This window comes from Streptomyces sp. R818 (genome assembly GCF_056172735.1).
Map to the genome: position 1 here is coordinate 1022034 of NZ_JAOCNE010000003.1, position 21061 is coordinate 1043094.

General features: G+C 67.9%; 14 protein-coding genes and 2 pseudogenes. 8 read left to right on the forward strand and 8 right to left on the reverse strand.

Going from position 1 to position 21061, the window contains the following annotated elements; all coding sequences use genetic code 11:
* The first annotated feature begins 87 nt into the window (after positions 1 to 87).
* Positions 88 to 1348: pseudogene (locus N5I75_RS09805) on the forward strand (site-specific integrase).
* A 372-nt stretch (positions 1349 to 1720) separates the two neighbouring features.
* Here the strand turns inward: N5I75_RS09805 and N5I75_RS09810 are convergent.
* The 3 genes from N5I75_RS09810 to glnA form a co-directional block, all read right to left on the reverse strand.
* On the reverse strand, positions 1721 to 4387 hold the full coding sequence (locus tag N5I75_RS09810; protein WP_476676315.1) for an HD domain-containing protein: 2667 nt from the start codon (positions 4385 to 4387) through the stop codon (positions 1721 to 1723).
* A gap of 59 nt (positions 4388 to 4446) precedes the next feature.
* Positions 4447 to 4929, reverse strand: a complete 483-nt coding sequence (locus tag N5I75_RS09815; protein WP_476676316.1) for a hypothetical protein — start codon at positions 4927 to 4929, stop codon at positions 4447 to 4449.
* A gap of 435 nt (positions 4930 to 5364) precedes the next feature.
* Entirely contained in the window at positions 5365 to 6726 is a 1362-nt protein-coding gene (gene glnA, locus N5I75_RS09820; RefSeq protein ID WP_361069183.1) for a type I glutamate--ammonia ligase, read from the reverse strand.
* Between the two features lie 272 nt (positions 6727 to 6998).
* On the opposite strand from glnA, the gene N5I75_RS09825 reads away from it, so the two are divergent.
* The 3 genes and pseudogenes from N5I75_RS09825 (at position 6999) to N5I75_RS09835 (ending at position 10438) form a co-directional block, all read left to right on the forward strand.
* On the forward strand, positions 6999 to 7673 hold the full coding sequence (locus N5I75_RS09825) for a DUF3105 domain-containing protein (RefSeq protein WP_476676317.1): 675 nt from the start codon (positions 6999 to 7001) through the stop codon (positions 7671 to 7673).
* 23 nt (positions 7674 to 7696) lie between these two features.
* The gene (locus tag N5I75_RS09830) at positions 7697 to 8311 is read left to right on the forward strand and encodes a DUF305 domain-containing protein (protein WP_476676318.1); all 615 of its coding nucleotides are present in this window, start codon (positions 7697 to 7699) and stop codon (positions 8309 to 8311) included.
* A 187-nt stretch (positions 8312 to 8498) separates the two neighbouring features.
* Positions 8499 to 10438 (forward strand): annotated as a pseudogene (locus N5I75_RS09835) (S53 family peptidase).
* A gap of 548 nt (positions 10439 to 10986) precedes the next feature.
* Here N5I75_RS09835 and N5I75_RS09840 read toward each other — a convergent pair.
* Positions 10987 to 11958: a hydroxyacid dehydrogenase gene (locus N5I75_RS09840; protein ID WP_476677005.1), complete on the reverse strand. Its 972-nt coding sequence runs from the start codon at positions 11956 to 11958 to the stop codon at positions 10987 to 10989.
* A gap of 355 nt (positions 11959 to 12313) precedes the next feature.
* Here N5I75_RS09840 and N5I75_RS09845 point away from each other — a divergent pair, with 355 nt between their 5' ends.
* The 4 genes from N5I75_RS09845 (at position 12314) to N5I75_RS09860 (ending at position 16930) form a co-directional block, all read left to right on the forward strand.
* Complete coding sequence (locus N5I75_RS09845; protein WP_476677006.1) at positions 12314 to 13168, forward strand: ABC transporter permease; 855 nt, start codon at positions 12314 to 12316, stop codon at positions 13166 to 13168.
* Positions 13169 to 13203: 35 nt separating this feature from the next.
* Positions 13204 to 14067: a carbohydrate ABC transporter permease gene (locus tag N5I75_RS09850; protein ID WP_476677008.1), complete on the forward strand. Its 864-nt coding sequence runs from the start codon at positions 13204 to 13206 to the stop codon at positions 14065 to 14067.
* Positions 14068 to 14108: 41 nt separating this feature from the next.
* Positions 14109 to 15755, forward strand: coding sequence for an extracellular solute-binding protein (locus N5I75_RS09855; protein ID WP_476676319.1), 1647 nt, complete (start codon positions 14109 to 14111; stop codon positions 15753 to 15755).
* Between the two features lie 92 nt (positions 15756 to 15847).
* Positions 15848 to 16930, forward strand: coding sequence for a LacI family DNA-binding transcriptional regulator (locus N5I75_RS09860; protein WP_476676320.1), 1083 nt, complete (start codon positions 15848 to 15850; stop codon positions 16928 to 16930).
* Between the two features lie 39 nt (positions 16931 to 16969).
* Here the strand turns inward: N5I75_RS09860 and N5I75_RS09865 are convergent, their stop codons facing one another.
* The 4 genes from N5I75_RS09865 to N5I75_RS09880 form a co-directional block, all read right to left on the reverse strand.
* Positions 16970 to 18190 carry an MFS transporter gene (locus tag N5I75_RS09865; RefSeq protein WP_476676321.1) on the reverse strand — a complete coding sequence of 407 codons (1221 nt, stop codon included), beginning with the start codon at positions 18188 to 18190 and terminating at the stop codon, positions 16970 to 16972.
* A 145-nt stretch (positions 18191 to 18335) separates the two neighbouring features.
* Positions 18336 to 19361, reverse strand: coding sequence for an endonuclease/exonuclease/phosphatase family protein (locus N5I75_RS09870; protein ID WP_476676322.1), 1026 nt, complete (start codon positions 19359 to 19361; stop codon positions 18336 to 18338).
* A gap of 193 nt (positions 19362 to 19554) precedes the next feature.
* Positions 19555 to 20181, reverse strand: a complete 627-nt coding sequence (locus N5I75_RS09875) for a TetR/AcrR family transcriptional regulator (RefSeq protein WP_476676323.1) — start codon at positions 20179 to 20181, stop codon at positions 19555 to 19557.
* A 145-nt stretch (positions 20182 to 20326) separates the two neighbouring features.
* Positions 20327 to 21061 (reverse strand): MFS transporter (locus tag N5I75_RS09880; RefSeq protein ID WP_476676324.1); only part of this gene is annotated, 735 nt, incomplete at its 5' end.

The following is a 21061-nucleotide window of genomic DNA, read 5'->3' on the forward strand; positions in this document are numbered from 1 at the left end:
GCCACCAGTCAAGAATCACCGTTCAACTCCCCAGGGAGGGCCGCCCCGCGGCCCTCCCTGCGTGCTGTCGAGAAGGGACCGCGCCACATGGCTGGCCACATCCAAGACCGCTGGTTCAAGAACGAGGTCTCCCCCACCGGCAAGACCGTCCGCGGCAGGACCGATCGCCACGGCATCGGCCTGCGCTACCGCGCCCGCTACATCGGCCCCGACGGAACTGAGAAGTCCAAGAGCTTCCCCGACGGCAAGAAGCGTCTCGCCGAGAAATGGTTGACGAAGATCGAGGCCGACATGGACGGCGGTCGGTACATCGACCCAAAGGCCGGCCAGACCACCTTCCGGCAGTACGCAGAGAAGTGGCTCAACTCGCAGACAACGAACGGGACCACAAGGGAACCCGTCAGCGTTCAGATCCGGCGCCATGCCATCCCGTATTTGGGGTCACGCCCCCTCGGCTCGTTCAAGCCGGAGCACATCCGCGACTGGCCTGCCGAGCTGGAACGCGCGGTACCCGCTTCCTCATACCGCCGGGTCATCTACGGCAGCGTCTCCGCCGTCTTCACGGCCGCCGTGGAAGACGACCACCTACACCGCAACCCGTGCAAGGCGAGCACCGTCCGCGTGCCCGGCCCGAACAACCGCCGCGTCATCCCGTGGACAACCGAGCGCACCTTCGCCGTCCGGGCCGCGCTCCCCGAGCAGTACCGCGCCGCCGTCGACTTGGGGGCCGGATGCGGCCTGCGGCAAGGAGAGATCTTCGGTCTTCCAGTCGATGAGATCGGGTTCGACACCGGTTGGCTGCACGTCGGCTGTCAGGTGAAGGTGTCGACCGGCGGCAAGCTCGTGCGCCTTGCCCAAGCGCAACAAGGAGCGTGACGTACCGCTGGCGGACTCCGTGGCTCACGTCCTCAAGGAACACATGGAAGCTCACCCGCCTATTGAGGTCAGGCTGCCGTGGCAGCGCCCAGATGGCCCATTGGTCACGAAGCGGCTCCTGTTCGTGCGTTCTGACGGGAGCGGCGCTGTTCGACGGACCGACTTCAATACACGCTTCTGGAAGCCCGCGCTTGTGACGGCCGGCGCCATCCCCGAGCCCGAGCCCGGCAAGCGCCATCAGGCCGCCCGTGAACACGGCATGCACGCCTTGAGGCACTTCTATGCATCCGTTCTCCTAGACGCTGGCGAGAACATCAAGGCGCTGAGCACGTACCTTGGCCACACGGACGCTGGCTTCATACTCCGGGTGTACACGCACCTCATGCCGAGCAGCGACGGCCGTTCACGCAAGGCCGTGGACACCATGTACAGCCACCTGAATCTGCCTACAGGTTGGACCTGGCCGCAGTAGAACTCTCCTTACTGCATCAAGACGGCTCCCCGCGTGCGGCCCGGCCCCGGCCGGGCCTGCGCTCCTATCTCCGCCTCTCTGTAAACCGCCCGACGCCCGAGCCGCGCTCACAGCAACCAGCCTCCTGAAGACCAGCGAAGGAGCACGTCGTGACTGGGGCGGTCGACTCCGCGGCTTTACGGAGCCGTTTTGGCGTGAGCTCGCAGATCATGGCCCCATCGTCATGCTTCACCGGGTATGTCCACAGACTGCGCGACGTGCGGGAGGCTTACGGGGCAATGATCACTCGTGCCAAAGCAGCGCCACCAAGCAGCTACGCCGACCTCACGGCCTAGTCAGCACTTCAGATTTACCCATCCTGCACTAGCGGACCTACATGAAGTCCGATCTCCTGAACACAGTAACGTCTCCCTGGATATCTTCCCCCTGATAGGAGCTCACTTTACGGTTGCCTTCCTCGCGAATCCAGGCGGGTTCGAGGTCTACCACTTCTGAGAGATTCCAAGCCGCGCGAACAGCGTCCCCAAAGGCGCCAGGGATTCCAGCACTGTGGAATTCAGCTTCCGGTAGCGGCCAATCTCCGGCGTGCGACGAAAGAGCCATTCTTCGCCCAGTCTCGAAGTAAACTACATCGTCAACGAGATCCACAGGAATATCCTGCATCCCTATCCGAGCGTAGGCGTACACAGGATGGGCCACATAAACGCAATCCCTACGAGAGATCCAATCGATCAACTCCGACTGCGTCAACCAGCCTTCTTTCGTTCTCCAAACTGCCAGTGGTCCAGTTTCCCCGCCAAGCTCGATGATAGCTCCAGCAATATCCTCAATCCACTCCGGTTCTAGATCGCAACCAGAAGACGACAACTGTTCAACTTGAGCCTTAATCCATTCAGCCATGGACTGCCTATCGGCTACCGGCCTCGCGGAATCACGCGCGGCCCTTTCTGTTACCCCCATAAAAAGGCCAACTGTACCGTGAATTGCGGTCCCAGTTCGCGCCGGCCCAGCAGTCACCGTAGAGGAAGTCTTACCCCATCGGTCAAAGTCGCGGGACAAAACGCGATCAATGAGGGCTGCACGACCAATTGGCCTCCCTTCGACATCATAAATGACTTGCAACTTCTTAGCGTGATGGCCAATCCACTCCTGCACTCCTTCCCATCGCAGCCCTGAACTAGCGAGAATATGAGACCCAATGACCCTATCGATCAGCGCCACCCCATCGATGACCAGCCAATCATTTTTGGCCATGAGGCGCTCGACGGAATTTTGCCCATTTTCCCCAAAGTAGACATCAATTTCGGGTGCAGGCAGGATGTATTCGATGACATTTTTCAGCGAGGTCGACGTGTCAAAAGAAATCGACTCAATCTCGGCCCTGGCGGAGACTTCGATTCCGCCAATAGCTATTGAATCTTTAAGCAAAACTTTGACTGTTGTCCCGGGGTCATCCAATTGCTCGCTGGGCGCCGCCCTTCGAAGGCATGGCCTTACGTTAACCCCATGACCGAAATCTAGAATCCACGTGTCCGCAGCTCCGCTCTTCTGCGACCGTGAAATAACTTGAACCCGGTCTCCCATCATAAAGACGGAGAAGAACCCGATACCAAAGCGGCCAGTAGGATTGAACCTGCTAGCAACCAATCCTGGATTGTCTCTTGCTACCGCAGGAGCTAGCCATGACGAACAGCCGAAGTCCAGAAGTTCATGGCCCATCACCGATGGCGACATTCCTATTCCATTGTCGCTGCATGCCAACCAAAGGCCGTCGTTACCCTGCTCCAGCCAAACACTTACGCTACCTTGGAATGACCGTCCTCTGTACTCCGCCAGCGCTTCTCGCGCTTTCACGGCATCACAAGCATTGGCGATAATCTCGCGGAGAGCAACAGTCCAATCTGAACCATACAACTCTCGTCCGCCAAGCCTCTCGACCAAACCAGCTACGTCGTTTACTGCAATGTCAGCGGCTACTGGCTCCCAGTCGCGACACGGCGAAACCTCGCGAAAAGATTTTGGAGAATCGACATTTGATACACCTCTCGCCGCTAGGCGAGGACGCCCACTCTCCACCAATACTGAATCGGCGCTACGCAACTCATCATCAACAACACGTAGAGCATCAAATGCCAGCCACCAGGCGTTAATTTCGTCTCGTCCGAAGCCTTGCGAGGCAGTGAAGACCAGGCGATCATTCTTCAAATAAGGCCGCTGAAGCCGACTCTGGAAAAGCCAGTGGTACCTGGATTCCTGCGGCAGATTACGTACAGCTGCAAGCAAATCGGGGGCACGAGAAGGGTCTAGATGTGCGGCGTCTGCCGTACGCAAGAGAGTCGCCAGAAGCAAAGTGTCGACAGCCCAATTAACAGGAGCAAAACTTGGCACACCGACTGGCGATCCAAGGATATTTACCACACGGTCGTAGTCCCAGTGGTGACTGGCTGCCACCGAGCCTACCAAGCGGCCATAAGCTGACCGGATTTCTGCATCGGCGATCAGATAAGCAGTCTCATTGTCTTGTGTCGGCCAACTGCTAATGGGAAGAATTTCAGCGATACTTGCGTGGAGGTCACGCAAGAGAAACTTTTCCGCACGAGTTGCGATATCTTCCACTGGCGCTGCTAGCTCAGCGGGGTACGGAGCGCGTCCGAGGTCTTTTCGAAGCTCAGTAGCAAGCGCATCTGGCCACTCGGCGCGCGCTCGAATACCACCACCAGCCAAGACATGCGACGCTCTGCTCATTGCTAGGTCGTGTGTAAGGATAGATGCCCCGAGGACAAAACCCTCAGCCGGATTAAGTGTGGTGTCAGGTCCCGCGATGAGGTCGGCGAGTTCCCACAGGGCGTCAAGATGAGAGATGTCATGCTGGGTGAACTCTGGGAGATCCCGAGATATCTCACCTGCCAGTTCCCTTGCCCGCTTATGCATGTCCAGCAATGCCTGTCGAAATCGATCACGCGTCCCGGGATGAGAGACGTGAGCGTTTGCCCCTAGGGACCTGTTCCACAAGCCAGGCTTAGCTTCAACGGCATCCATAAGATTTCATTGTTCACCAAGTCTGAACACGTCGCCACCGGTTCAGACATACACTCCTGTCACCTGACCGCTGGAAGCAGGTAGAAGCCTGCCAACACCCACATCGTGGTCACAGACGCCACTATGAACAGCAGCACGTACGTTTCATACCATCGAAGCAGGTTGCCCGACCGGGGACGTGCGCGGAAGCCGTGGCCGACAAACTCGTCAGTGATGTCGCACTCCTCATTGCGGTAGGCGAGCCACGCCAACGCACCGACAACAATCAGCATGCAGGTGAAGACTGCGACCACCGTGGTAAGCACCAGCAGACTGATCACGCCACTGCGCGCAGTACTCGGAGCTACGTCCCACTTCCTGAAGCCAACGAAGAGCGCGATGGCTGCACCTACAGGGGCGGTTGCGAGTGTTTGATAGATCGCGAGGAAGCGGTACACGTTCTCGTTCGCCGCGTGGATTTGCTGCAAGATGTACCGATATCGTTCCAGAGCGAAGTCTTTGCGTACCGCTACTTGTGACTCCGACAGTTCTGCGTCTGCCATCGTTCGTCCACCCCCCGGCTTGGCGTCCCATCAGCATAGACTCGCTGCCGTCACGCTCGGCGTGGTCTTCTCTGCAAGAGTCCGGTCCACAGCAACTTCCGCCTCGCGTAGGACCTTCCGCCGGTTATCTGGAGCGAGACGATGCCTATAGCTGCCCGCAGGTTGTCTGAGCCCCGCGGCTCTTGAGAGAAGCGGCGTCATCCACTGGGTCGCGGCCCTTCTCGAACCCGGCCGCTCTTTCACGTGGCCGCACAGCGAGCAGCTCCCCGTTGTACCCGAGGCGTTGGAGTGACGGAGAGGGCCGGTCCTGCGGCTCGGTCTAACGCCAGACGGCCCACAGACGGCCCAGCCCCAGCCGCCTATCCAAGAGAGGACCCACGGTCGGCGACCGTGGGCCCTCTCTTGGAAGTGAGCGGAAACTGCCCTGAGCTGCCCCTACAGCACCGGCAGATTCTTCCTCAGCTCGAACGCCGTGACCTCGGAGCGGTACTCCTCCCACTCCTGCTTCTTGTTGCGCAGGAAGAAGTCGTAGACGTGCTCCCCGAGTGTCTCCGCGACCAGCTCGGAGCGTTCCATCAGGGCGATGGCCTCGCCGAGGTTCTGGGGGAGGGGTTCGATGCCCATGGCGCGGCGTTCGGCGTCGGAGAGGGCCCAGACGTCGTCGTCGGCGCCGGGCGGGAGCTCGTAGCCCTCTTCGATGCCCTTGAGGCCCGCCGCGAGGAGGACCGCGTAGGTGAGGTAGGGGTTCGCGCCGGAGTCGATCGAGCGGACCTCCACGCGGGCCGAGCCCGTCTTGCCGGGCTTGTACATCGGGACGCGGATCAGGGCCGAGCGGTTGTTGTGGCCCCAGCAGATGTAGGACGGGGCCTCGCCGCCAGCGCCCGCGGTGCGCTCCGAGCCGCCCCAGATGCGCTTGTAGGAGTTGACCCACTGATTGGTGACCGCGGAGATCTCGGCCGCGTGGCGCAGCAGCCCCGCGATGAAGGAGCGGCCGACCTTCGAGAGCTGGTACTCGGCGCCGGACTCGTAGAACGCGTTGCGGTCGCCCTCGAAGAGGGAGAGGTGGGTGTGCATGCCCGAGCCCGGGTATTCCGAGAACGGCTTCGGCATGAAGGTGGCCTGGACGCCCTGCTCAAGGGCCACCTGCTTCATGACCAGGCGGAACGTCATGATGTTGTCGGCCGTCGAGAGCGCGTCCGCGTAACGGAGGTCGATCTCCTGCTGGCCCGGCGCGCCCTCGTGGTGGCTGAACTCCACCGAGATGCCCATCGACTCCAGCATGGTGATCGCCTGGCGGCGGAAGTCCATGCCCACGTTCTGCGGGGTGTGGTCGAAGTAGCCCGAGTTGTCGGCCGGGGTCGGGCGCGAGCCGTCGAGCGGCTTGTTCTTCAGGAGGAAGAACTCGATCTCGGGGTGCGTGTAGAAGGTGAAGCCCAGGTCGGACGTCTTGGCGAGGGCGCGCTTGAGGACGTAGCGCGGGTCCGCGAAGGACGGCGAACCGTCGGGCATGAGGATGTCGCAGAACATCCGGGCGGTGCCCGGGGCCTCCGCGCGCCAGGGCAGGACCTGGAAGGTTCCCGGGTCCGGCTTGGCGATCATGTCGGACTCGTAGACCCGGGCGAACCCCTCGATGGCAGAGCCGTCGAAGCCGATTCCCTCGTCAAACGCCTGTTCCAACTCGGCGGGGGCCACGGCGACCGACTTGAGGAAGCCCAGCACATCCGTGAACCACAGGCGTACGAACCGGATGTCGCGCTCCTCCAGGGTCCGGAGCACGAATTCCTGCTGCTTGTCCATCTTCCGCTTCCACCCATCCTTGCTGGTCAGGCCGCCTGCTCCGGGGACGTCGACGGGCCCGGTCACATCCCACCACACGCCCGTTTCGTACGCGTTGCCGACCTTGATCGTCCTTGATCGGCCGGTGTCGTGTTCATAGTGCCTGCTGCACCCCCCAGGGCCATAGTGCCTGCCGTGCGCGGCACGGACGACAGCCACCTCCCGCGGAGGCCGTTTTGCGCACTACGATCAGCGGGCCCGCCCGTCTCGCCCTTTTCGCAGAAGGACACGCCATGGGTTCCGCCAAGAAGACCTCCGCCTCTCCCGCCAAGGACCGCAGGGACCGTATAGAGGAGATGCGCCGTGCCGAGCGCGCCCGCGCCCGGCGCGGCCGGATCGCCGTGATCTCGGTGAGCACGGTCGTCGTGGCCGCCCTGATAGGAGTCACCGCGTGGGCCGTGACCAAGAGCGGTGACGACGACAAGGGCGAGGGGAAGGCGTCCGGCGCCTCGGGGCACTTCTCCTACGACAAGGACGGCGTCGGCACCTGGAGCGCGAAGCTCGCCCGCAACCACGTCACCAAGAAGGTCGCCTACCCGATGAACCCGCCGGTCGGCGGCGACCACAACCCGGTGTGGATGAACTGCAACGGTGACGTCTACGAGAAGTCGATCCCGAACGAGAACGCCGTGCACGCCCTGGAGCACGGGTCCGTCTGGGTGACGTACAACGACAAGGCCGCCGACAAGGACGTGCAGGCGCTCGCCGCCAAGGTCAAGAGCACGCCCTACTCGCTGATGAGCCCGGTCCAGGACCAGAAGGACGCGATCATGCTCAGCGCCTGGGGGCACCAGCGGACGGTCAAGAGCGCGGCGGACCCGGCGGTCGCGTCGTTCTTCTCGACGTACGTGCAGGGCAAGCAGACCCCGGAGCCGGGCGCCTCGTGCACGGGCGGTCTGTCGAAGTGACGCGCAGGACGACAGGGTGGCTGGTGTCCGTGGCCGCGGCGGTCGCCGTGGCCACGGGCGCGGTCACGTACGCCGCCGCCGACGGGGACGGCGGCCCGGCCGATCTGAAGGTGCCGGCGGCCGAGTCGGCGGACGCCGGGTTCGCGCGGGACATGGCCGTGCACCATCAGCAGGCCGTCGAGATGTCGTACATCGTGCGCGACCGCACCAAGGACGTGGAGGTGCGCCGCCTCGCCTACGACATCGCGCAGACCCAGGCCAACCAGCGCGGCATGATGCTCGGCTGGCTCGACCTGTGGGAGCTGCCGAAGGTGTCGGAGAAGGCGCCCATGGCCTGGATGGGGGTGGGTGACGCGCCGGCCGGTGAGGACGGCGCGCTGATGCCCGGTATGGCCAGTAACGCGCAGCTCGCGAAGCTCAACAAGGTGAGCGGGCGGGCGGCCGAGGTTCTGTACCTGCAGCTGATGATCGCCCACCACAAGGGTGGTGTGCACATGGCCGAGGGGTGCGTGAAGCGGTGCGTGGTCGGGGCCGAGCGGCGGCTCGCGCGCGGGATGGTGGCGTCGCAGCAGTCCGAGATCGACCTGATGACGGACATGGTGAAGGACCGCGGGGCTACCCCGGGTGCGACTGCCTGAGCATCGACACCCCGGCCAAATCGGCTGTTTCTGATCGGACTTGACGTGACTTGACCCCTTCTTGGCCCCCGCATTCCCCCAGCGTGAAGTGTTCCTGACGAGAGTGAAGCCCTCTGCGTGTGCATTACACGCTCCGCAGGACACGTGCACCTCACCCAGGGGTTCCATGAGACCAGGGGGTCGTTCCATGAGATCCATCCGCGGTTCGCGCCGCACCCGCGCCGGTCTGAGCCTGGCGGCGACACTGCCGCTGCTCGCCGGCGCGCTCGCCCTCGCCGCCCCGGCCGCACAGGCCGACTCCGGCCGCGCCGGCCTCGCCGGCACCAAGCCGCTGTGGGCCACCGGCACGGCCGACAAGGGCGCGACGGCCGACAGCAACAAGGTCACCGCCCGCGTCTACCTCGCCGGGCGGGACGCGGCGGGTCTGGCCGCGTACGCCAAGGCCGTCTCCGACCCGTCCTCCGCCTCGTACGGCAGGTACCTGAGCGCCAAGCAGGCGCAGGAACGGTTCGGCGCGACAAAGGTGCAGATATCCGAGGTCACGAAGTGGCTGAAGTCCTCGGGCCTCACCGTGACCGGCACCACCCAGCACTACATATCCGTCTCCGGCGACGTCGCCGCCGCCGAGAAGGCGTTCGGCACCCAGCTCCACAACTACGCCAAGGGCAAGCACACCTACCGCGCCCCCTCGGGCACGGCGTCCGTGCCGCGCTCCCTCGACGGCGCCGTGCTCACCGTCACCGGCCTGGACAGCGCCCCGCACAAGGCCGACCACCAGGACGAACTCCCGCCGCCGGACGCCGTGTTCCGCAACTCCGGGCCGTTCTCCTCGTACTACGGCTCCAACATCGCCAAGAAGCTGCCCTCCGCGTACGGCAAGAAGGTCCCGTACGCCGTCAAGGGCTACACCGGCAAGCAGCTGCGCGCCGCCTACGGCGCGGGCAAGGCGACCGGCAAGGGCGTGCGGGTCGCGATCACCGACGCGTACGCCTCGCCGACCATCTCCAAGGACGCGAAGACGTACGCGGCCAAGCACGGTGACGCGCCGTACGCGAAGGGCCAGCTCAAGCAGGTCCTCCCCGCCGACTACACCAAGACCGAGGAGTGCGGCGCCGCCGGCTGGTACGGCGAGGAGACCCTCGACGTCGAGGCCGTGCACGCGGTCGCGCCCCAGGCCGACATCACCTACGTCGGCGCGGCGTCCTGCTACGACGACGACCTGCTCGACTCACTCGCCACCATCGTCGACAAGCACCTCGCCGACATCGTCTCCAACTCCTGGGGCGACATCGAGGCCAACCAGACGCCGCAGCTCGCCGCCGCGTACGACCAGGTGTTCCAGCTCGGCGCGATCGAGGGCATCGGCTTCTACTTCTCCTCCGGCGACAACGGTGACGAGGTCGCCAACACCGGGGTGAAGCAGGTCGACACGCCCGCGAACTCCGCGTGGGTCACGGCGGTGGGCGGTACGTCGCTCGCCGTCGGCAAGGGTGACAAGTACCAGTGGGAGACCGGCTGGGGCACCCTGAAGTCCGACCTCGCCGCCGACGGCAAGAGCTGGGTCGACTTCCCCGGGGCGTACACCTCCGGTGCGGGTGGCGGTACGAGCCGTACTGTCGCGCAGCCCTTCTACCAGCGCGGCGTCGTGCCGAACTCGCTGGCGCGCGCCAATGGTGGGCTGAACCGTGTCGTCCCCGACATCTCCGCGATCGCCGACCCCAACACCGGGTTCCTCGTCGGTCAGACGCAGACGCTGCCGGACGGGTCGCTCGGGTACGACGAGTACCGCATCGGGGGTACGTCCCTGGCGGCGCCGGTGATCGCCGGTGTGCAGGCGCTCGCGCAGCAGACGCGGGGCGGGCGGGCGATCGGGTTCGCCAACCCGGCGATCTACGACCGGTACGGGTCGCGGGTCTACCACGACGTCACGGATCACCCCGTGAAGGGGGCCTGGCTGTGGCGCGGGTCGATTTCGCGAACGGGTTCGATGCGACGGAGGGGTTGCTCACGTCTGTGCGCAGCCTGGGCAAGGATGCCTCGCTGAAGGCGGTTCGGGGCTATGACGATGTCACGGGGGTCGGGTCGCCGGCGCCGGGTTATGTGACGTCCTTCGGGCGCGGCAGGTAGGTCTCTCTACGGGCGTCCGTCCCGGTGCGCTGCTGCGCGGCTGGGGCGGACGCGGATGCGGGCCCGTCGCGGCTGGTCGCGCAGTTCCCCGCGCCCCTGACGCCGTTGCGTCTGCCGAGCGCGGCTCCGCGGGCGACTGACGGTCACGTCGTGGTTGCTCGCGCAGTTCCCCGCGCCCCTGGGGGGGGTTGCGGCTTCGCGGACACTGACGGTGCGTCGTGGTTGCTCGCGCAGTTCCCCGCGCCCCTGCGGGGTTGCGGCTTCACGGTCGGCTGACCGACGCGTCGTGGTTGCTCGCGCAGTTCCCCGCGCCCCTGGAGGGCTGCGGCTTCGCCGCGCCTCCCCCCGGAGGCCGCGCCCCTGAGATGGCGCACGCAGTGCGCATCTCAGGGGCGCGGGGAACTGCGCGACCAGCCACGGCGAGAGCCGCGGTCGAGAACCGGGAGGGATGGCGCACGCCGTGCGCATTCCAGGGGCGCGGGGAACTGCGCGACCAGCCACCACCCCACCCGCACTCGACACTGGCCACTCGCCGACACGAGGCCCCGTCAGGCCAGCCGGGTCAGGTCCGACCGGGTCGTGAGGCCCCGCAGAGGCTCGCCCCGCACCACCCGTTCCACCTCCTCCACCGCATACAGCCCGAGACGCCGCACCTCACTCCCCTGCGCCCCCGCGACATGCGGCGTCACCAGCACATTGGGCAGCCGCAGCAACGCATGCCCCGCCGGCAACGGCTCAGGATGCGTCACGTCCAGGAACGCCGACAAACGACCCACCCCGCACTCAGCGGCCAGCGCCTCCGTGTCGAGGAGTGCCCCCCGCGCCGTATTGACGACCACCCCGCCGTCGGGGATCAGCGCGAGCATCTCCGCGCTCAGCATCCCCGTCGTCGACGGCAGGAGCGGCGCGTGCAGCGTCACGATGGAGCTGCGGCGGCACAGCTCGGCGAGGGCCACCCGCTCCACCCCGAGCCGCGCCGCCTCGGCCCCGTCCACGTACGGGTCGCACAGGAGCACCCGGTACCCGGCCTCGTCCGCCCGCAGCGCCTCGATCACCCCGCGTCCGATGCGGGACGCCCCGACGACCCCGACGACCCGCGCGTCCGCGCCCTCCCGCGCCGCGAAGTCCGGCCACGCCGTGGCGTACCCCGCCGCCGCGCTCAGCGCCCCCTTCGCCGCGAACGCGACGGCCGCCAGGGTGAAGGCGACGACGGGCCGCGCGTTCGCGTCCGCCGCCGAGGAGACGAGGAGCCCGCGCTCCCAGACGGCGTCGGTGACGACGGGGCGTACCGACCCCGCGGCGTGGACCACGGCGCGCAGGCGCGGGGCCGATGCCAACACCCCTTCCGTGAGCGGCGGGCAGTCCCAGCCGGTGACCAGGATCTCCGTGCCGGCGAGGACCCGCGCCGCGTCCGGCGCGTCCAGCGCCCCGGTCAGCGGGGCCGCCGCGAGGCGCGTGCCGCGGCCGAGCCGTTCCCGCAGGTCGGGCGGGAAGGCCGCCTCCACCACCTCGGCACCCATGGCCAGCGCCGCGGTCGGTCGGTCTGCCGTCACTCGGTCCCACCCATCGTTGTAACCGGTTACTGATTGGTGCCAGGAGGCTAGGCACCTGCCATGGCCGGGGTCAAGGTCGATCCAGGACAGAGGGGTTGACCGTTCGTAGTAACCGTTTTAGATTCCGCCTCACCTTGTGCCGAAGACGGTCCATGGACGGTTCAAACGACGGAGGGGTTCCGTGCCCACTGTGGCGAAGGAAAGGCCCGGCACCGGGGCGGTGGACCCCCCGGACGAGCCGCAAAACGGGGCACTCAACCCCATAGCTCAGCCCGATTCGGCCTGGAAACGGTTTCTGCGCAGCCGTACGCTCCTGCTGCTCATGCTGCCCGGCGTCGTCTACTTCCTGGTCTTCCACTACGGCGCCTTCGTCGGCAACGTCGTGGCGTTCAAGGAGTACGACCCGTTCGCCGGGCTGTGGGGCAGCCCGTGGGCCGGCGTCGGCAACTTCAGCCGGATGTTCGGCGACCCGGACTTCTGGCACGCGACGTGGAACACCCTCTACATCGCCGTGCTGCAACTGGTCTTCTACTTCCCGGTGCCGCTCGCCATCGCCCTGCTGCTGCACAGCCTCACGTCCGACGTGCTGCGCCGGTTCGTGCAGTCGGTCGTCTACCTGCCGCACTTCCTGTCGTGGGTGATCGTCGTCGCCCTGTTCCAGCAAGTCCTGTCGGACGCGGGCCTGTTGAACTCGTTCCTCCAGGACTCGGGGCTGCACACCGTCGACATCATCGGCAACCCGGACGCCTACCGTCCGCTCGTCGTCGCCGAGGTGATCTGGAAGGACGCGGGCTGGGGCACGATCATCTTCCTGGCCGCCCTGATGCAGGTCGACGAGCAGAGTTACGAGGCCGCCGCGATCGACGGGGCCGGGCCCTGGCGCCGGTTCTGGCACGTCACGCTGCCGTCGATCCGGCCCATCGTCGTCCTGCTGCTGATCATGCGCCTCGGCGACATCCTCTCCGTCGGCTTCGAACAGATGCTGCTGCAACGGCAGTCGGTGGGCCCGGAGGTCGGCGAGGTCCTGGACACCTTCGTCTTCTGGCAGGGCATCGTCGGCGGCGACATCGGCTACGCCACCGCCGCCGGACTCTTCAAGGGCCTGGTCGGCGCGGCCCTCGTCTTCGTCGCCAACCGCATCGCGCACAAGCTCGGCGAGCAAGGGGTGTACAAGTGAGCCGCACAGCGACAGCCCCCGCCCGGCCCTCCTGGATGGAGAAGCCGAAACCTCTCACCCGCGCCGCCAAGGGCCTCGCCGTCCTCGTCCTGCTCGCCCTCGTCCTCGTACCGTTCCTCGTCATCGTCTCCACCTCGCTCGCCTCCAACGAGGAGGTCGTCGCGGGCGGCGGCTGGGTGCTGTGGCCGACCGAGCCGACGCTGCGCGCGTACGAGACGATCCTCAGCGGCGGCATCGTGACGAAGGCGCTCGGCGTGAGCGTCGGCATCACCGTCATCGGCACGCTGCTCTCCCTCGCGTGCACCGCGTTCCTCGCCTACGCGCTCAGCCGTCCCGGCGTCTTCGGCGGCAAGCCGGTGCTGCTGCTCGTGCTGTTCACGTTCCTCTTCCCGCCCGGCATGATCCCCGCGTTCCTGCTGGTCAAGGGGCTCGGGATGCAGAACATGTACGCGGCTGTCGTCGCGCCCGTGCTCATCAACGTGTTCAACCTGGTCGTGCTGCGCGGGTTCTTCCAGGGGATTCCCGAAGAGCTGTACGAGGCCGCGCGGCTCGACGGGGCCGGAGACTGGACCACGTTCTGGCGGATCGCGCTGCCGCTGTCGAAGGCGGCGCTCGCCGTCGTCGGCCTGTTCTACGCGGTCAGCTACTGGAACTCCTGGTTCACCGCCTCGATCTACCTGGAGTCCGACCACTGGCCGCTGTCGCAGGTGCTGCGGACGTACGTCATCGGGGGCGCGCAGATCGCCGACACGGGGCTGAGCGAGGCCGGGATGGTGTCGGCGCCGCAGACGACGCAGATGGCCGTCCTCGTGATCGCCGTCGTACCGATCCTGCTCGTCTACCCCTTCCTGCAGAAGTACTTCACCAAGGGCGTGCTCACCGGCGCCATCAAGAGCTGAGCCACTCCCTCACCCATCCCTTGTCCGAGGAGCCCTTCACCATGTCCGCTCACATGTCGCGCCGCACCCTGCTGCGCTCCGTCGCCGTCGGCGGCGCCGCGCTCGCCGTCCCCTCCCTCCTGACCGGCTGCTCGACCGGGAGCAGCGGCGGCGGCTCCGTCCACAACAAGGGGACGAAGGCCGCGCCCTGGCCGGCGTACGCCGCCGCGCGGGGCCCGGCGCCCGACCTCGCGCCGACCGCCGAAGGGGTGCAGGCCGGGTTCCTGAAGTACCCGGAGAAGCTGGTCCGGGCGGTGGCCGAGAAGCCGGGCACCGGCAAGGAGAAGGTGCGGATCATCTCGATCACGTACGGCACCCCGCCCAAGCCGGCGGCGCGCAACAAGTACTGGGCCGCGCTGAACGAGGCGCTCGGTGTCGAGGTCGAGTTCACCGTCGTGCCGGACGCGGACTTCCGCACCAAGATGGCGACGCTCATGGCGGGCGACGACCTGCCCGACATCATCGCGATCGGCGGCGGCTACACCCTGCCGCGCGAGGCGCAGTTCGTGAAGGAGCGGTGCGCCGATCTGACGGAGTTCCTGTCGGGCGACGCGGCGAAGGACTATCCGCACCTCGCGGCGATACCCACGTACGCATGGGAGGGCATGGGGCGGATCGCCGGGAAGATCTACGGGGTGCCGGTCGAGCGGCCGAAGCCGCAGGACACCTTCTTCCTCAACCAGGAGGCGTACCGGAAGGCCGGGTTCGAGCAGGGGATGTCCGCCGCCGACTTCGCGACCGTCGCCAAGGCCGCGACCGGGCACCGCACGTGGGGGCTCGGCGCCTCCATGACCAGCTACTTCGGGTTCAAGACGCACGCGATCTGGCACGGCGCCCCGAACGAGTGGCGGATCAAGGACGGCAAGGCCGAGTACTTCGCCGGGACCGAGCAGTTCAAGGCCGCCCTGGAGTACATGGCGAAGCTGCGCGCGGCCGGCGCGTACTACCCGGAGGCCACCTCGGTCTCGCAGGTCGACCTGAAGACGCAGTTCTACAACGGCACCGCCCTGTCGATGACCGACGGGTTCGGCGCCACGATCTCCAACGCGCAGGGCATCAAGGACGCGTACACCCTGGACCTCGCGCAGCCCTACACGGTCACCGGGGCGCCGCAGTTCCAGCAGAGCCGCGGCATCTTCGGCTACACGGCGCTGAAGAAGGCGTCCAAGGACCGCGTGAAGCTGCTGCTCCGGGTGCTCGACTGGCTGGCGTCGCCGTTCGGTTCGCAGGAGTACGAGCTGCTGCACTACGGCATCGAGGGCACGCACTTCGAGCGGGACGAGGACAACAACCCGATCGCGACGGAGCTGGGCCTCGTCGAGTCCAAGGACAACCTGCCGCTGACCAAGGTCGCGGACGCGCCGCAGCCGCTGTACTACCCGGGCTACGCGGACCTGACGAAGCGGGTGCACGCCTGGCAGCGGAAGGTCGTGCCGATGATGGTGGCGAACGACCGGTGGGGGCTGCAGTCCGACACCTTCAACCGGCGGGGCGCCACGCTCGACCAGATCATCAGCGACGGTGTCACGGCGGTCGTCACCGGGCGCAAGAAGGTCTCCGACTGGGACGGCATCCACAAGAAATGGCTCGCCCAGGGCGGCAGGAAGGCGCTGGAGGAGTTCGGCGCCGAGTACGAGGCGGCGCACTGACCCGGCGGACCGGCGGCGACGGAGCACGCGATGATGGTGCGGGGCCCTCGGTGGCCGGGCCCCGCACCGGCGACATTCCAGGGAGAGTCAGGGTGGGCGAGCGCAGCGGCACGGGGGCACCCGCGGGCGGCGGCGGGCGGGCGACGATCCGCGACGTGGCCGCGCGCGCGGGGGTGTCGGTGGCGACCGTGTCACGCGTCCTCGCGGGCAACTACCCGACGTCGGCGGCGTCGCGCGCGAAGGTGCTCCGCGCGGCGAAGGACCTGGACTACGTCGCCAACGCGCACGCGCGCGCGTTGGCGGGCGCGGGCCGCAAGACGATCGCCGTCCTCATGCTCGACGTGGTGAGTTCGTTCTACGCGGCCGTGGCGCAGGGCGTCGAGAAGGAGGCCGCGCAGCACGACCGGCTCACCCTGGTCGCGTCGACGGGCGCGGACCCGGCCCGTGAGCTGGCGCTCGTGCAGATGATGCGCGAGCAGGCGGCGGAGGCGGTCGTCCTGGTCGGCGGGGTCGTGCAGGACGCGGCGTACCGGGAGCGGATGGCGCAGTACGCGCAGTCCCTGGCGGCGGCCGGGTCGCGCCTCGTGCTGTGCGGCAGGCCCGCGCCCGCGCCCGACGTGCCCGCGGTCGTCGTGGAGTACGACAACGAGGCGGGCGCCCACGCGATCACCAGCCACCTCCTGGGCGCGGGCCACCGCAAGATCGCGCTGATCGGCTACCAGCCGGGCAACACGACCGGCGAGGCCCGGGTCCGCGGCTATCTGCGCGCCTTGGAGAGCCATGGCGTCCCGGAGTCGGACGCGCTCCTGCACGGCATCGGCTTCGGCCAGATCAACGGGGACGAGGCCATGCGCGACCTGCTCGCCACGTGCGACGGGCGGCCGGACTTCACGGCCGTCTTCGCGGGCGACGACCGGGTGGCGGCCGCCGTGGTCAAGGTGCTCGGCGAGTACGGGCTCCGCGTCCCGGAGGACATCTCGGTGGTCGGCTACAACGACGACCCGGTGGCCGCCGACATGACCCCGGGCCTGACGACCGTGCACATCCCCGGCGAGGAGCTGGGCCGCACGGCGGTCCGGCTCGCCCTCGGCGGGGCGGGCCGGACGGGTCAGCGGCGCCAGCTCCTCGGCACGCACATAGTGATCAGGGACAGCGTGCGCCGCCTCACTCCCTAGGGCTGCCCTAGGGCTCCCCTCACTGCCTGGCGTTCCCCCTCACGCCCTGGCGTTCTCGCGTTCCGCCGGGGTGTGGCTCGCGACGAGGCGGCCCGGGCCGGAGGGCACCGGCTCGCGGCGGCGGTCCACCGTGTAGGCGAGCGCCGCCACGCCGAGACCGAGGACGGCGAGGACCGCGCCGGTCACGGCCGGGGAGGTGACGCCCATGCCCGCCGCGAGGGCGAGGCCGCCGATCCAGGCGCCGCCCGCGTTGGCCAGGTTGAACGCGGCCTGGTTGGCGGACGAGGCGAGGGAGGGCGCGGCGGACGCCTTCTCCATCACCATCAGCTGGAGCGGCGATCCTGTGGTGAACGCGGCCATGCCGAGCAGCAGCACGGCGAGGGCCGCGCTCCACTCCGTCCGCATGAGGAGCGGGAACAGGCCCAGGACGACGACCAGGGACGTCAGGCCGCCGAAGAGGGTGCCGCGCAGGGAGTGGTCGGCGAGGCGGCCGCCGGCCAGGTTGCCGATGGTGGCGCCGACGCCGAACAGGGCGAGCAGCAGCGTGACGCTGCCCTCGGCGAACCCGGCGGTGTCGGTGAGCATCGGCGTGATGTAGCTGTAGGCGGAGAAGAGGGCGCCGAACCCGGCGACGGTCGTGCCGAGCGCGAGCCAGACGGGGAGCGAGCGCAGCGCCCGGAGTTCGCTGCGGACGCCGACGGCGGAGCCGTGTCCGTGGTCGGCGGGGACGAGCGCCGCGAGGGCGGCGATCGCGGCCAGGCCGATGGCGCTGACGGCCAGGAAGGTGGCGCGCCAGCCCAGTTGCTGCCCCATGGCGGTGGCGACGGGGACGCCGACGATGTTGGCGACGGTCAGGCCGAGGAACATCAGGGAGACGGAGCGGGCCTTGCGCTCGGGCGCCACGAGGGAGGTCGCGACGACGGCGCCGACGCCGAAGAAGGCGCCGTGCGGCAGTCCGCTGACGAAGCGGGCGAGCAGCAGCCAGTGGTGGTCGGGGGCGACGGCGGAGACCGCGTTGCCGACGACGAAGAGCACCATGAGCCCGATGAGGACGCGGCGGCGCGGCATCCGGGCGGTGACGGCGGCGAGGAGCGGGGCGCCGATCACGACGCCGAGCGCGTAGGCGGAGACGAGGTGTCCGGCGGCCGGGATCGAGATGTCGAGGTCGTCCGCGACGTTGGGCAGCAGGCCCATCATCACGAACTCGGTCGTGCCGATGCCGAAGGCGCCCACGGCGAGCGCGAGCAGGGCGAGGGGCATGAGGATCGTCCAAAGAAAGTGGGGACACGGGGTGAGGCGGGGCGGAACCGGACTCATAAGTTTACGTACGGAACAAAGTGTCCCGTGCGCAGTATTCCGCCAGGTAAAAACCGTGTGAAACCCCGCGTAACTCAGACGGTGCGCGTCACAGCGTGACCCGCGCCGCGATCGGCAGATGGTCGCTGCCCGTCTCGGGCAGCGTCCACGACGACACGGGCTCCACGCCCCTGACCATGATCTGGTCGATCCGGGCCATCGGGAACGCGGCCGGCCAGCTGAACCCGAAGCCGCTGCCCGCCGCGCCCTGGGTCGAGCGCATCTGCGAGGTGATGGCGGTCAGGGCCCGGTCGTTCATCGTGCCGTTGAGGTCGCCGAGCAGGACGACCTTGCCGAGCGGCTCGTCGGAGATCGCCTCGCCCAGCGCGTTCGCGCTCGTGTCGCGCTGGCTCGCGGTGAACCCGGAGTGCAGCTTGACCCGTACCGAGGGCATGTGGGCCACGTAGACGGCGACGTCGCCCTTCGGCGTCGCGACGGTGGAGCGCATGGCGCGGGTCCAGCCCAGCCTGATGTTGACGGGCCGGGTCTCGGAGAGCGGGTACTTGCTCCACAGGCCGACCGTGCCCTGCACCGAGTGGTAGGGGTAGGCCGCCTTCAGCGCCTTCTCGTACGTCGGCACGGCCTTGGCGGTCAGCTCCTCCAGGGCGAGGATCTGGGCGCCGGAGGCGGCGACGTCCTCGGCGGTGCCGGTCGGGTCGGCGTTGTCGGCGTTGACGTTGTGCGTGGCGACGGTCAGGTCGCCGCCGCCGCTCTGCTTGTCGGTGAGCAGGCTGCCGAAGCCGTTGAACCAGACGATCGTCGGAATGAGCAGCGCCACGAGCGCCGTCGCCGACTTGCGCAGGAGCCCCAGGACGAGCAGCACCGGGATGAAGACGCCCAGCCACGGCAGGAACGTCTCGGTGAGCGAGCCGAGGTTGCCGACGCTGTTGGGGATCTGCGCGTGCAGCAGCATGACGAGTGCGAGCAGGACCGCGAGGACCGCGAGGACGATGCCCCGCCGCCACAGGCCCCGGTCGCTCCGCAGCCGGCGGCCCAGCCGGCGCAGGCGGTCACCCGGCCCGGTCTGCCCGGTCTCCTCGCCGTCCACCGTGTCGGTGTCGTACGCCTGCGCCATACCGTCGTCGCCTCACTGCCGTGCCCGCCGTCCCTGCCCGAAAAACCCTAGGGGATGTCCGGCGGCTTCTGTCCCGTCACACCCCGAGCGGGCGGAGTCTGTGACGTCCGTACGGCCACGATGACGACCGGATCGGCGTCCGGAGTTCCGAACGCGGCGCCCGTTCGGGCGTCTTGTGACGAAACGCGCACATTCAGCCGCGGCCCGCCCCGTCTTCGGGCCGCAGTCCGTCGAGGGCGAGGTCGACGATCCGCTCCGCGAGGTCGTCGGCGAGAGGCATGTCACTCCGCATGATGGAGCGCAGCAGCATGGGCCCGGTGATCAGATCGGCGGCGAGCTCGATGTCGGTGCCCGCGGGCAGCTCGCCGTCGGCGACACCGCGCCGCAGCACGTCGTGCATGGTGCGGCGGCGCGGGTCGATGACAATCTCGTGGTACGCGTCCCAGAGCCGCGGCAGGGTCTTCATCTGCGCGAAGACGTTGTGCAGCAGCACCGACCTGCGCATGCTGAGGCCGCGCCGGCGCAGGTGCTCCAGGAGGCAGACCAGGTCGTCGCGCAGGGAGGTGCCGGGCAGCTCGGGGTCGGGGGCCTCGATGGAGCGCAGGACGTCGACGAACAGCTCCTCCTTTCCGCTCCAGCGCCGGTAGATGGTGGCCTTGCCGACGCCGGCGGTGCGGGCGATCCGCTCGATGGACAGCTCGGCGAGCGGGACGCCCTCCTCCAGGAGCAGGACGACGCCCTCGACGATGGCCTGCTCCACCGCCTCGCTGCGGGGCCGGCCCCTGGCCGGGACCTCGGCCTCGGCCCGTTCCGTGTTCACGCCCTTGGCCCTCCGCCTTCCGCCACAGCCCCGGAACCCGGCACTCCGCCGGTCCCCGGGGTGATTGTCTCAGCGCCTCCGTCCTCGGCCGCGTACGGGTGCGAGGTCTTCCTGCGCGTACGGGTGCGAGGACGGAGGCGGGATCTCAGTGGCCCGCGCCGACCCTCTCCGCCTCCCCCGGCGCCCCCTCGGGTGCGGCCGGGGCCCTGCCGGGCAGGAACAGGGCCGTGACGACGGCGCTGATCAGGGCGATGCCCGCACCCCACAGGGCGGTGACGTGCATGGCGTGCAGGAACGCGTCGTTGGCGGCGCCGACCAGGCTCTCGGCGCGCGGCCCGATCTTCTCGGCGACGCCGAGCGTGGCCTCGATGGAACCGCCCGCGGTCTCCCGCAGGTCGGGCGGGAGCAGCCCGAGCTTGTCCTCTATGCCGCCCCGGTAGGCGGTGGAGAGCACGGAGCCGAGGACGGCGATGCCGAGGGCGCCGCCGACCTGGCGGAAGGTGTTGCTGAGCGCGGAGGCGGAGCCGGCCTTCTCGCGCGGCAGCGCCTGCATGATGACGACGCTGGTCGGGGTCATGACGTGCGCCATGCCCGTGCCCATCAGGAAGAACATGACCTCCAGGAGCCAGATCGGGGTGTCCGCGTCGAGGATCGTGAAGGCGGCCAGCATGCCCGCGAGCAGGACGAGCCCGCCGGTGGTCGTGGCCCGTACGCCGATCTTGTCGACGACGATGCGGGCGCGCGGCGCGAAGATGAGCTGGGCGACGGCGAGCGGCAGCATCAGGGCGCCGGTCTGCAGCGGCGAGTACCCGCGCACGCTCTGCGTGTAGAAGACGGAGAAGAACGTGACGCCCATCAGCGCGAAGAAGACCAGGGCGAT